The 13,235-nt window shown below is 39.4% G+C and carries 11 protein-coding genes; 8 read left to right on the top strand and 3 right to left on the bottom strand.

The window, feature by feature from the left end:
- Positions 1–338 precede the first annotated feature (338 nt).
- Positions 339–2,069, top strand: coding sequence for a phospho-sugar mutase (locus tag CWR48_RS06715; RefSeq protein WP_115772478.1), 1,731 nt, complete (start codon positions 339–341; stop codon positions 2,067–2,069).
- Between the two features lie 251 nt (positions 2,070–2,320).
- Here CWR48_RS06715 and coaW read toward each other — a convergent pair whose 3' ends face one another.
- Positions 2,321–3,115, bottom strand: a complete 795-nt coding sequence (gene coaW / locus CWR48_RS06720; protein ID WP_115772479.1) for a type II pantothenate kinase — start codon at positions 3,113–3,115, stop codon at positions 2,321–2,323.
- Between the two features lie 231 nt (positions 3,116–3,346).
- Here coaW and CWR48_RS06725 point away from each other — a divergent pair, with 231 nt between their 5' ends.
- Together CWR48_RS06725 and CWR48_RS06730 are read left to right on the top strand one after the other, a co-directional pair.
- Complete coding sequence (locus CWR48_RS06725; RefSeq protein ID WP_245976754.1) at positions 3,347–3,991, top strand: 5-bromo-4-chloroindolyl phosphate hydrolysis family protein; 645 nt, start codon at positions 3,347–3,349, stop codon at positions 3,989–3,991.
- Positions 3,988–5,151 carry a toxic anion resistance protein gene (locus CWR48_RS06730; RefSeq protein WP_115772480.1) on the top strand — a complete coding sequence of 388 codons (1,164 nt, stop codon included), beginning with the start codon at positions 3,988–3,990 and terminating at the stop codon, positions 5,149–5,151. Before CWR48_RS06725 ends, CWR48_RS06730 begins: the two co-directional genes overlap by 4 nt.
- A 408-nt stretch (positions 5,152–5,559) precedes the next feature.
- On the opposite strand, the gene CWR48_RS06735 is transcribed toward CWR48_RS06730, so the two are convergent.
- Positions 5,560–6,099, bottom strand: a complete 540-nt coding sequence (locus CWR48_RS06735) for a GbsR/MarR family transcriptional regulator (RefSeq protein WP_115772481.1) — start codon at positions 6,097–6,099, stop codon at positions 5,560–5,562.
- A gap of 253 nt (positions 6,100–6,352) precedes the next feature.
- On the opposite strand from CWR48_RS06735, the gene CWR48_RS06740 reads away from it, so the two are divergent.
- The 5 genes from CWR48_RS06740 to CWR48_RS06760 all read left to right on the top strand — a co-directional run bounded on the left by CWR48_RS06740 (position 6,353) and on the right by CWR48_RS06760 (position 11,551).
- Positions 6,353–7,486, top strand: coding sequence for a betaine/proline/choline family ABC transporter ATP-binding protein (locus CWR48_RS06740; protein WP_115772482.1), 1,134 nt, complete (start codon positions 6,353–6,355; stop codon positions 7,484–7,486).
- Positions 7,487–7,507: 21 nt separating this feature from the next.
- Positions 7,508–8,161, top strand: a complete 654-nt coding sequence (locus CWR48_RS06745; protein WP_115772483.1) for an ABC transporter permease — start codon at positions 7,508–7,510, stop codon at positions 8,159–8,161.
- 22 nt (positions 8,162–8,183) lie between these two features.
- Positions 8,184–9,101: an osmoprotectant ABC transporter substrate-binding protein gene (locus CWR48_RS06750; RefSeq protein WP_115772484.1), complete on the top strand. Its 918-nt coding sequence runs from the start codon at positions 8,184–8,186 to the stop codon at positions 9,099–9,101.
- Between the two features lies 1 nt (position 9,102).
- Positions 9,103–9,783 carry an ABC transporter permease gene (locus tag CWR48_RS06755; protein WP_115772485.1) on the top strand — a complete coding sequence of 227 codons (681 nt, stop codon included), beginning with the start codon at positions 9,103–9,105 and terminating at the stop codon, positions 9,781–9,783.
- 64 nt (positions 9,784–9,847) lie between these two features.
- Positions 9,848–11,551 (top strand): CocE/NonD family hydrolase, encoded by a 1,704-nt coding sequence (locus CWR48_RS06760; RefSeq protein ID WP_115772486.1) that lies wholly within the window; start codon positions 9,848–9,850, stop codon positions 11,549–11,551.
- 443 nt (positions 11,552–11,994) lie between these two features.
- Here CWR48_RS06760 and CWR48_RS06765 read toward each other — a convergent pair whose 3' ends face one another.
- Positions 11,995–13,167 (bottom strand): M20 metallopeptidase family protein, encoded by a 1,173-nt coding sequence (locus tag CWR48_RS06765; protein WP_115772487.1) that lies wholly within the window; start codon positions 13,165–13,167, stop codon positions 11,995–11,997.
- Positions 13,168–13,235: the final 68 nt, after the last annotated feature.

The following is a 13,235-nucleotide window of genomic DNA, read 5'->3' on the forward strand; positions in this document are numbered from 1 at the left end:
ATCCCATATTCCCCCTATAATGTCTGATATGACGTATTTTTATTATATCCTATTGTCCATTATAAGGGGGTTAAGCACTGTCACTTCCCGTTTTTTGTCGAATCAATAAAATAATTCTGCCTGTGTGTTTAGAAAAATACACAGGCTTTTCCCTTTTTATGTATCCAATGCTAATCAGAGCAGGCTTGCAGACTATTCGACTATTTTCGTCATACTTTGGAAAGTGGCAGGCACAAGATAAAGCTTTGATTTAATGCGGATTCCTTAGTATAATGAGTCTAAGGTGTTTTGTTGAAGTAATATTTAGAAAACAATAATTTTAACGTGGGGGTTATGTCTTGAGCTGGCAAACAAATTATGAGAAATGGCAACGATTTGAGAATCTGGATGAGGAATTAAAAGGTCAACTAGATGAAATTGCGAATGATCGAAAGCAGTTGGAGGAAAGTTTTTATAAAACGCTTGAATTTGGTACAGGTGGGATTCGCGGAGAGATTGGACCAGGAACAAATCGGATGAATATTTATTCAATCCGTAAAGCGACAGAAGGTCTTGCTCGCTATATCGAGGAGCATGGTGAGGAAGCGAAAAGTCGCGGTGTAGCAATTGCGTATGATTCACGTTTTAAATCACCTGAATTTGCAATGGAAGCGGCGAAAACGCTTGGTAAACATGGCATACATACATATGTTTCTGAATCATTACGTTCCACACCAGAACTTTCCTTTGCGGTTAGATATTTGCATGCATATAGTGGAATCGTGATTACAGCTAGTCATAACCCTCCTGAATACAATGGTTATAAGGTTTATGGTGAAGATGGTGCACAGATTTCATTAGCAGTGGCAGAAGAAATTATTGCCAAAGTAAATGAAGTGGAAAATGAGTTAGAGGTTGTAGTAGGTATAGAAGAAGAACTGAAAGCAGCTGGACTTCTTAATATAATCGGCGAAACGGTTGATAATGCTTACCTAAAACAATTGCAAACAATAAATGTTAATCCAGATGTGATTAAACAAGTTGCAGATGATTTTAAAATTGTCTACACACCTTTACATGGTACGGGAAATATCCCTGTCAGAAAGGGCTTGAAGGCGCTTGGATTTAAACATGTACAAGTTGTCAAAGAGCAGGAGCTTCCAGATTCGAATTTCCCAACAGTAAAATCACCGAATCCTGAGGAACATGCCGCATTTGAAATTGCCATCCAATATGGTGAAAAGTACGGCGCAGACATGCTTCTTGGAACAGATCCAGATACTGACCGCGTTGGTGTTGCTGTCCGTAATAGTGAGGGAGCATATGAGGTGTTAACTGGAAATCAGGTTGGCGCATTATTACTCCATTATTTGATAACGGAAAAGCAGAAACAAGGAACTCTTAAAGACAATGCTGTTGTTTTGAAAACAATCGTGACATCGGAGCTTGGTCGTGACATTGCAGCTGCAAATGGATTAGAGACGATTGATACATTGACCGGTTTTAAATTTATTGGTGAAAAAATTAAAGAATATGAAAAAACAGGGGAACACAGTTTCTTATTTGGCTATGAAGAAAGTTACGGTTATTTAATTGGTGATTTTGTTCGTGATAAAGATGCGGTTCAAGCTTGCATGCTTCTTGCCGAAGTTGGCGCATATTATAAATCGAAAAATATGACGTTATATGAAGGACTTCTAGCTGTATTTGAACAGTATGGCTACTATAAAGAGGGCTTGCAATCACTAACATTAAAAGGGAAAGCTGGAATCGAGCAGATTAATGCTATTTTAGCTGCATTCCGTAATAATCCTCCACAAGAGGTTGCAGGAAATTCGGTATCCGTCATTGAAGACTATCAATCCAGTAAGCGAGTTTTAGTAGAGGATAAAGTAGAAGAAGAAATCCACTTACCGAAATCAAATGTTCTAAAATATCAACTAGCGGATGGATCATGGTTCTGCTTAAGGCCATCTGGAACCGAACCGAAAATTAAATTCTATTTCGGTGTTAAAGACGATTCACTAGAAGCAAGCACAAACAAGTTAGCAGAATTGAAAGACGCAGTAATGGAAAAAGTAAGCAAGTAGGTGCATCTGTGCAAGCAGGTTCCTGTTACTTTTCGAAGTTTAACGAATGAAAATGGTTAGCGATAATTATCGCTAACCATTTTTTAATGAGATGACTATTTATGGAAGCGTTGGATAGGTAATCTAGATTCAGAATATATGCTAGAAGATTAATATGTTCTCACTTTATTATTGTGCGCGTCCCAACTCCAAGTACTAGAGTTCCGTTCTCTCTACATCCAACGGAACATGGAACACAGAACACGCAACCACTAAATCAAACTTCCAACCGCCCCCACATATGCACCATTATCCAGAAAAATAGGCTCATATGACATCATTTCTTGAAAACTACTTAGTACCTTTTTCAAAGGTTCATTTCCATTGAGAGTACTGCCAACAAAAATAATTTTTTCAACACCTGTTGCTACAGCCGCTTGTCCAGCTAGAGAAATGGTTGTTTCACCAATTAATTGAATGAGACTTGCTAAATGATCCTCCACAGTAGCTTGTTCATTTATATGAGCTTTGCCGAAGTTTGCTGCGGTCAAATCGCCCAATAATGGTGCCTCACTTGGTGCATAAATATTCTTCACCAATAGATCACTGTTTTGATGATTGCCTTTCGCCGCTAGTGCAACAATGTCATGAAATGCCGTCTTACCACTAAGGAGTTTCCCGAGTCCCATTAAAGTCCCGCCGCCAATGCCACTCCCAAGTAGTCGGCTGAATGATCCATCTGTAACATGGAAGACAGATGTTCCAGTACCAATACTAGTGATGAGAAAATTGTCAGGAATGCTTCCATGCTCTTGCACAAGCAATGGGCGTGCACCATCTACAATGGCTTGGAATTCTTCTTTAATATGGGATTTCTGCTTTATGATCTGTTGCAAGTAACCGGCTTTTCCACCTGTTAAATAGAGCTCAGTTTCTAATGAAATGCCATTCAACCACTCTAATAATAAATCCATTTCGGAAAATGTTTTGAAAACCAACGCACGATTATCTTCATATGCTACTTTTATTAGCGAACCGCCAGCATCAATTCCAATTTTTGATACCATAGAATCTATTCCCCCTGTCTGTCAGACTCCCACTTAATGAAGTTTTACTTTATACTTGAAATCATAAAGGAAAGGGCTTACGAGGACAAATATTATGCACATTCTTTTTCTAATTTGGCATTTCGGGGCTATATCGCGTAAAATAGAATTAAATGAAACCTTTTTACTAGGGTACTCGTAAGTATTGTTGGATCCAACAAAAATTTTGGATTGGTATAGGAGTTGATAGATTTGCTTTCATTTTTACAATTTATGTTACGAGGAACATTGGCATGTATTGCGACCGTGGCTACGGGCTTGATTAGTTTCTTTTCATTTGGACAAACCTTCTTTCTCTCAAGTCTATTCGCGATTATCGGTGGAGTAGTCGTTTTCTATTCGGCAAAACAACTGACGAATTTCAACAATTTGCGAAGAGTTGGATTAACGAGAAGAGAATATAAATTTATTGACAATAATTTACAGGAAGCAAAGGATAAGATTTCCCGTTTAAATAGAGCGTTGATGAATATTCGCAGTTTCGATCAGGCGAGGCAGAATATCGAGATCATTCGTACTGTAAAAAAGATTTACTCGAATACAAAAAAAGAACCAAAGCGGTTTTACCAAGCAGAAGGTTTCTACTATAATCATTTAGATTCCTTGGTAGAATTAGCTGAAAAATATGCGTTTCTATCGTCACAGCCAGTGAAAAACCGTGAAATGATGGACTCTTTAAGAGATACACGGCATACCATTGCAATTCTTGGTGAAACGGTCAAAAAGGATCTGTATATCATGCTTGATGATGACATCGACACATTGCATTATGAGCTGGATGTGGCAAAACGGTCAATCAGTAAATCGAAGAAAAATGACTGGAGGGTATTGAAATGAATCAACAAAAAGAGGAAAAACAACGAGATGAACTTGATGAATTATTAGCGAATCCTTTTGGCAAGACAGAGATAACGGATTCCACGACAATTAGCCCAGAAACATCGGACAAGCCAAAGCGTCTGGGTGATCGGATGTCAGAGGAAAATAAACAAAAGGCAATCCAATTAGCAAAACAAATTGACCCGGAAGAAGCACAGTCAATTTCTATGTATGGTACGGAAGCACAATCCAAGCTACTCAATTTCTCACATTCTATGCTCGATCAGGTACAAAATCAAGATATAGGTGAAATTGGCGATATATTAAAGGACCTGATGAAGAAACTTGAGCATGTGAACCCAGATGAGCTCCAACCGGAAAAACGAGGCATATTTGCACGGATGTTCGGTCGGATTTCGAACTCAGTAAATGAGGTGCTTTCAAAATATCAAAAAACTGGTGCGCAGATTGATCGGATTAGTGTAAAGCTTGACCGAAGTAAAAATACATTAGTACAAGACAATCGGAGTCTCGAGCAAATGTTTGATAAAAATCGCGATTATTATGATGCATTGAATATTTATATTGCTGCTGGTGAAGTGAAAATGGAAGAACTGGAAACAATCACGATTCCAGCACTTAAACAAAAGGCTGAGATAAGTCAAAGTCAGATGGATTATCAGGACGTAAATGACATGATGCAATTTGCCGAGCGGCTAGAAAAACGAATGCATGACTTGAAATTAAGCCGAGAAATCACAATGCAAAGTGCACCACAAATACGATTAATTCAAAATACGAATCAGGCATTAGTAGAGAAAATCCAAGCTTCGATTTTAACAGCAATCCCGCTGTGGAAAAACCAAATTGCGATTGCACTCACGCTGTTGCGTCAACGAAATGCAGTTGAAGCACAGAAACAAGTATCTCAAACGACGAATGATTTATTGTTGAAGAATGCAGAAATGTTAAAAGTAAATACGATTGAAACTGCGAAGGAAAATGAACGTGGGCTTGTTGACATTGAGACCTTGAAGAAAACCCAAGAACATTTACTTTCAACGATCGAGGAAACGCTTCGTATTCAAACGGAAGGTAGGGAAAAACGTTATCAAGCCGAGCGCGATTTAGAAAGTATGGAAAATCAATTGAAGCAAAAACTATTAGAACTAAGATGATTAGCAAACGAAAACAAAAGCTGCTCGTTTTTAATGGGACACCATTAAGACGAGCAGCTTTTGTTCTTGTCTAGCAAATTATAAAATTTGAATGCTGTGGATAACTTAATTACTGAGAATAGCCACGTCCAGCTCCAGCGCTAAAGCTGTAGCGAGACTTTCCTCACCTCCGTAATCTAAGTCAACCGCTTACGCTCCCAAAGAGTTTCCTTTATCTCCTTCAAAGGAATGTTCGACTAAGTTCGCCACTTCGTGTGGCAACGTCGAACCACCCCACGTTCTATGGGGCGCAGTCTGTACACAGCTCAAACTAGCTTTAAGCTTTTGTTCCGCTAGATAACAGTAAGTCATAATCAAGCGCAAGATGAAGGGCATTATTGGAAACAGTAATCGTTCTAACGTTCATCGCTATTCCGACTTCGGTACATGTCTAAACACTTCACCGCTATCGAAGAACGCGACTAATCGGTTTAACCAGTCATAGTAATCAAGCCATTTTTTTGTTTCAATGAGTAATTCATTTATTTTTGCTTCGATTTCTGCATTGATTGCTTCATTTTCTAGGAGTATCGCCAATTCTGCGGAAAGCTTCTTCCCTAGCAGCCTATTCTTTTTTATGATCTTCTCCCAGTTGGAAGTGAATAAGGAGATGAATGTTTGGTAATAATCCTGCTCCACGTCATATATGTCTTTTCGCACGCCTTTTTCAAAAACCTTTTCCGCGATATTCACATCAACCATTTCACGTACAACTTGGCTCATCCGTGTTTTGCTCATCCCAGTTGCCTGGGACAATTCATCAAGTGTCATGGCGTTACGATTCATATAGATGATGCCAAGGACACGGCCGACAGTTGGTGAAATACCGTACGCACGCATGTTTTCAGCAATACTATCAACAAACCTTTCTTCGATTTGCATAAGCTTTGCTGATGGGTCTTCATTCATAAAGGTCACCTACCAATTTTTAAACATATAGGTTACTTTATCACAAATTGTCAAAATACCCAATATGGATTTATTGGTGTAAATCGGAGTATTCTTTAGCAATTTTAAGAAATCAGTAGTTATTATCTGAAAAACGGTGTAAAATGCGTAAAAATGATACAATATGTAAACATTGTAAACTTTATATTTTACAAACTTTACTTTATCATTAGAAAGGTAAACAAATACATAAAAACGTGGAGGTGCATGATAATTGTTGAAATTCGATCATGTTTCAAAAGTATATAAGGGCGGAAAACATGCGGTAAGTGATTTGAATATGGAATTTGAAAAGGGAGAATTCATTGTCTTTATCGGGCCGAGTGGTTGTGGCAAAACGACAACAATGAAAATGATTAACCGTTTGATTGAACCGACAGAGGGAAGTATTTATGTTGATGGGGAAGATATCATGAAGGTGGATCCCGTTGAACTGAGAAGGAAAATAGGCTACGTTATCCAGCAAATTGGTTTATTTCCTCATATGACAATCGAACAAAACATTTCACTTGTCCTCAAATTATTAAAATGGCCGGAAGAAAAACGGCGAGAACGTGCAAAAGAATTACTCACCTTAGTTGATATGACTCCAGATTATTTGGAAAGATACCCACATGAGCTTAGTGGTGGACAGCAGCAGCGAATTGGGGTGCTCCGGGCGCTAGCGGCTGATCAGTCGTTAATCTTAATGGATGAACCATTCGGCGCACTCGATCCAATTACACGTGATTCCCTACAAGAGGAATTTAAGAAACTCCAACGAAAGTTAAATAAAACGATTGTGTTCGTTACCCATGATATGGATGAGGCACTAAAGCTTGCAGACCGAATTGTGATCATGCGTGATGGAAAAATCGTTCAATTCGATACACCAGATGAAATCTTACGAAACCCTGCGGATGAATTTGTGGAAGAATTTATCGGGCAAGAGCGTCTAGTGCAAGCAAGACCGAATATTCAAACGGTTGAACAAATCATGAACCTAGCACCAGTGACTGTGATGGGAGATCAGACCTTATCAGCGGCGATTAAATTAATGAAGGAACGCCGAGTGGATACCTTACTTGTTATCAATGAGGATCAAGTATTGCAAGGATATATTGATGTAGAAATGATTGACCAGAAGCGGACGAAAGTAAATCTAGTATCAGAGGTGATGGAGCGTAAGATGCTCAAGATGGAAACTGGTACATTAGTTAAAGATACTATTCGTAAATTCCTAAATCGAGCAATTAAATATGTGCCTGTCGTTGACGAAAACGAGCGTTTAGTAGGGATTGTGACGAGAGCAAACCTCGTTGATGTTGTGTACGATTCGATTTGGGGCGATGAGGAAATTACATCATAATACCGAAATGACAGGGAAGGGATGGATACGATGATTAGTTTCTTAAGTGAAAATGGGATGGATTTATTAGTAAAAACATGGGAACATTTATATATTTCACTTGCTGCTGCGGGGCTCGGAGTTATTGTTGCCGTTCCGCTTGGGATTGCGCTAACAAGAATAAAGAGGATTGCAGGATTTATCATGGGAATTCTTAGTATTATTCAAACGATACCAAGCTTTGCAATCTTAGTTCTATTTATTCCAATTCTAGGGATTGGTAAGGTACCAGCGATTGTTGCCTTATTTATTTATTCACTCCTGCCAATCTTGCGTAATACGTACATAGGAATAAGTGGCGTAAGTAATAATCTACTTGAGGTAGGAAAAGGAATGGGCATGACAAATTGGGAACGAATTGTTCAGGTAGAATTACCGCTCGCAGTCCCAGTTATTATGGCAGGAATTCGGTTATCAACCGTTTATCTAATTGGTTGGGCGACCCTTGCTTCTTATATTGGTGCAGGTGGTCTTGGTGATTATATTTTCAGTGGGTTAAACCTCTATCAAACAGAATTTATTCTTGCAGGTGCAATCCCTGTTACGATTCTAGCTTTACTAACCGACTTACTATTGGGTAAGGTGGAAGATTGGGTCACACCAACAGGAATGAAGAAATTGAAAGTAAATGCTTAAGTCGAAGGAGGGGACGAGATCAATGCCAAAACGAATAATTGGAACCATCATGTTGACGATGACTTTGATGCTTGGAGGCTGTTCGCTCCCAGGCCTTGGTGGAGCGTCAGGGGATTCTGTTCGAATCGGAACATTAGGGACATCAGAGTCACAAATTATGGGACAAATGATACGACAATTGATTGAACATTATACAGAGCTTGAAGTCGTAATGGTCAATAACCTAGGGTCATCTGTCGTGCAACATCAGGCGATGACTGAAGATCAGGTTGATATCACAGCTACACGCTATACCGGTACGGATTTAGCAGGTGCGTTAGGAATGGAGCCTGTGAAGGATCCAGATGAGGCAATGAAAATCGTACAACGTGAATTTGCAAAACGATGGGATCAAAAATGGTTTGATTCATATGGATTTGATAACTCCTATGCATTTACTGTATCGAAGGAATTTGCAGAAGAGTATCAATTAGAAACGGTTTCTGACCTTGAAGCTATCGCCGCTGATGTGCGATTTGGTGTCGATAACTCTTGGATACAGCGAGCAGGGGACGGGTATCCCGGTTTTATTGAAGAATATGAATTTGAATTTCCAAATATTTTTCCAATGCAAATTGGACTTGTCTACCAAGCGCTAGCTAACGATGAGATGGATGTTGTACTTGCATATACAAGCGATGGTCGGATTGCTGCATTTGATTTGCAGATTTTAGAAGATGATAAACAATTCTTCCCACCGTATGATACGTCGCTCGTTGCAAATAATGCAATATTGGAAGAACACCCAGAATTGGAAGGCATATTACAGAAATTATCTGGGAAGATTGATACGGAAAAAATGCAACAGTTAAATTATGAAGCAGATGGCAATTTACAAGAACCTGCTGTAGTTGCGAGAAACTTTTTAGAAGAACATCATTATTTCGAGGAGGCTGAGTAAAATGCAACTCATTCAGGATTTAATCGTATATTACGCAGATAATGCCTGGTACGTGTGGGAGCAATTTTACAGGCAATTCCTTATGGCTGCATATGGTGTACTATTCGGTGCAATCGTTGGAATTCCGCTTGGAATTCTCATTGCCCGTTATAATAAATTAAGCCCATGGGTACTTTCCCTAGCAAATATTATTCAAACGATTCCAGCTCTGGCGATGCTATCTGTACTAATGCTAGTAATGGGACTTGGACCGAATACAGTTGTCTTTTCTCTATTTCTCTATTCTTTATTGCCGATTATTAAAAATACGTATACCGGAATTCGCAATGTTGACCATGCCTTGCTTGAATCTGGGAAGGCAATGGGAATGACGAAATTCCAAGTATTACGAATGGTTGAACTCCCGCTTGCACTTTCGGTTATTATGGCAGGTTTGCGTACTGCAGTTGTTGTTACAATTGGTGTTGCGACAATCGGTACCTTTATTGGTGCAGGTGGTTTAGGGGATATCATTATTCGAGGAACCAATGCAACTGACGGAACAGCAATCATTCTTGCAGGTGCCATTCCGACAGCATTGATGGCGATTATCGCCGATGCTCTATTTGGCTGGCTGGAACGGAAGCTAACACCAGGTAAAAAGAAGAAAGGCATCTTTAGCCAAGATGAGGCTACTGTTTAATTATAATGATTAAAATCCATCCCAAGATTTTCGGGATGGATTTTTGCTAAAGGAGGAAACAGAAATGACAATACAACAAATCATTCTCGAAAAAAATGTTACGTGTACGATGCGAGATGGTACGATATTAGCGGCAGATGTTTATCGACCAAATAAAGAAGGAAAATTTCCTGTCTTAATTACGAGACTCCCGTACAATAAAGATTTACCATACTACTCTCATCGTTATCTTGATACGAATCGCATAGTTCAGCATGGCTATGTTATCATTATTCAAGATGTAAGGGGCAGGTATGCTTCGGAGGGGGAGTTTTATCCTACTCTATATGAAGCAACAGATGGCTATGATACGGTCGAATGGGCGGCATCGTTGCCATATTCATCTGGAAAAGTTGGGATGTTCGGCCTTTCTTATTACGGGTTCACGCAGCTGCTAGCAGCAACAGAGCGTCCGCCACATCTAGAAGCAATTGCTCCAGCAATGACGTTAAATGACTGGTATGCAAATACGATTTATCATAACGGGAAATTTATGCTTGCTGGCGCTGAAACATGGGCACTAGAGTCAGCCGCACCGGATTTGATTAAACGGAAATATAAGAGTAAGGAAAACCAAAGTGAAAAGCTCAAGCAAATGGCAGCATTTTATGATCAATTGGATGAATGGTTTCATTATAAACCAGCAAAAGAGTGGCCACCACTGAAGGAGCTTGGTGTTGCTGATTTCTTCTTTGATTTTTTAGCCAATGAAGTAGAAGAGGTAAAGTTAGAGAAAATGAGAATCACCGATAAATATGAACAAATTAATGTTCCCGCTTACCATATTGCTGGATGGTATGATAGCTTGCTCAAGTCAACGTTAGACAATTATACGGAGCTCGTGTCTCAGCAAAATACACCACAGAAATTGATTATTGGACCGTGGGGGCATGGGGTTTTTCATGCAACATTAGGAGATCGAAACTTCGGGATCCACGCGTCAGAGGACTGGATTGATTTGAAGGATGATTTAACAGCACTACATATCCGCTGGTTTGACAAATGGTTAAAAGGAGCAGAGCAAGAGGAAGAAGCGCCAATTAAACTATTCGTTATGGGAAAAGATGTGTGGCGTGACGAATATGAATGGCCACTTGCACGTACGAACTATATTCCTTATTATCTTCATAGTAATGGTAGGGCAAATACAAGGTTTGGAGATGGAGAGCTATATACAAATAAACCGGAACATCAGCCTTCAGATATTTTCCACTATGATCCAGAAGACCCCGTACCGACCTTTGGCGGAAGTTCGGGATCAAAAGCAATAGGTCCCATTGATCAACGTATGATTGAAGAAAGAGAAGATGTGCTAGTCTATACGTCTGCACGTTTAGAAGAAGAGCTTGAGGTTACAGGTCCAATTAAAGTAAGTATATGGGTGAAAACGGATGCAGTGGACACCGACTTTACTGCTAAATTAATCGATGTCCTACCAGATGGAACAGCATATAATCTGACAGATGGGATTGTTCGGTTGAGTCATCAAGTGAATGAGAAGATTCAAGATAACATTATTCACTGTGAAATCGAGCTTTGGCCGACAAGTAATGTTTTCCTGATTGGTCATCGTCTTCGGGTAGAAATCTCTTCCAGTAATTCCCCTAGATTTGATGCCAATCTAAATACTGGGAAAACGATGATTGAGAGTGCGGAATCAGTGCAGGCAATTCAGCATGTGTATCATGATGCGGCACATCCGTCGTATATTTTATTGCCGATTGTTTAGTGGTAAAAGAGGTTTGTTTATAAAGTGCTTATTTGTATGTTTATCGCAATTTAGATAAAGAGCGGACTAGTTAATTTGTTAAGTGCTCTCGGACCAGTCGCTCCAGAAATACACTTCGCGCACCTTAGGGGAGCTGGTGAGCCATTCGCGCTATCGCGCTTCATAGTCTCACCTAGGCTCTTCCCGCAGGAGTGTTCGTGTATTTCTTCCGCTGGGATTGAATAAAGTCACATATAAAGAGTTACTTACCACTTAGAGTTGACGTTGATTGAAGTAAAGAATGAAAACTCACTTGTGAACGACAACTGCAGTCTAATTCTGAAATCACTATTGTCACTAGTCCACACTTTATATCAATAGTTGAATATATAAAATTAAAGGCAAAACAAATGCCAGTGCCCAATTTCCTGCAAATTGGGCACTGGCATTTAATGTTGCATTATTTACGCTTGCTCTTGGTATTTTAAATATGCTGCAACTAAAGTCTTGGCAGCAATTGGCATCGCTCTTTCGTCAAAATCGAAATGTGGATGATGATGCGGGTAAAGGTTATCGTCTTTTCTTGCACCAGTGAAGAAGAATGCACCTGGTTTATGGATTGTATAATAAGAGAAATCCTCTCCACCCATGACAGGAACAACTTCCTTAACAGTTTCAACTCCTTGTACCTCTTTCGCTGCTTCAAGTACAATCTCTGCTTCTTGTACATGATTCTTTGTTGGTGGATATCCTTTTGTATAGTTAAGTTCATAGGTTACATCGCTTGCAAGACAAACGCCTGTAAGAATTCTTTCCATTTCCTCAATAACTTTTGCCTGTACATCGAGGTCCAAGTGACGGACAGTTCCAGTTAATTTCGCTTTATCGGCAATAATATTGAAATTATTTCCTGAATTAAACGTACCAATTGTCAAAACTGCTGTCTTAAGTGGATCAATTCGTCTGCTTACAATTTCTTGGAACTGTGAGACAACATTAGCGGCAATTACAAGCGCATCCTTTGTTTCATGTGGTGAGGCACCATGACCACCTTTACCTTGAATTGTCAGTTCAAATGCATCAGCACCAGCCATAAGGACATCTTTTGATGTTTGGATTTCTCCAAGTGGCACGAGTGATTGTAAATGTGTACCGAAGACTGCGTCAATATCATCTAATATCCCTGATTCGACAATAGATTTCGCTCCACCAGGTAATTGTTCCTCTGCATGCTGATGGACAAATACGACTGTTCCCGGTAGTTCTGCTTGATGCTCAAATAATGCTTTGGCGATGGTAAGTAATGTAGAAGTATGGCCATCATGACCACAAGCATGCATCACGCCAGGTACAGTGGATTTATAAGGAACATCCTTTTCATCGTCAATTGGTAGGGCATCGAAATCTGCTCGTAATGCAACCTTCTTACCAGGTTTTCCACCTTCTAATGTTGCGACTACACCGTTTCCGCCAACATTTGTTTCATATGGAATTCCGAGAGTTTCATAAAAGTTAGCGATGTATTTCGCTGTTTCTGTTTCCTTAAATGAAAGCTCTGGATGTTGATGCAAATAGCGGCGTCTTTCGACTGTTTCTGGATATAATTTATCGATTGATTCTGAAATTTTATTCAACAATATGAACAACCTCCAAGATGTTTTTTACTTATTATAACAGTTTTAAATATAAATTGTTATATAATTTC

Source organism: Oceanobacillus arenosus (genome assembly GCF_003369575.1).
In the GTDB taxonomy this organism is placed as follows: domain Bacteria; phylum Bacillota; class Bacilli; order Bacillales; family Amphibacillaceae; genus Oceanobacillus; species Oceanobacillus arenosus.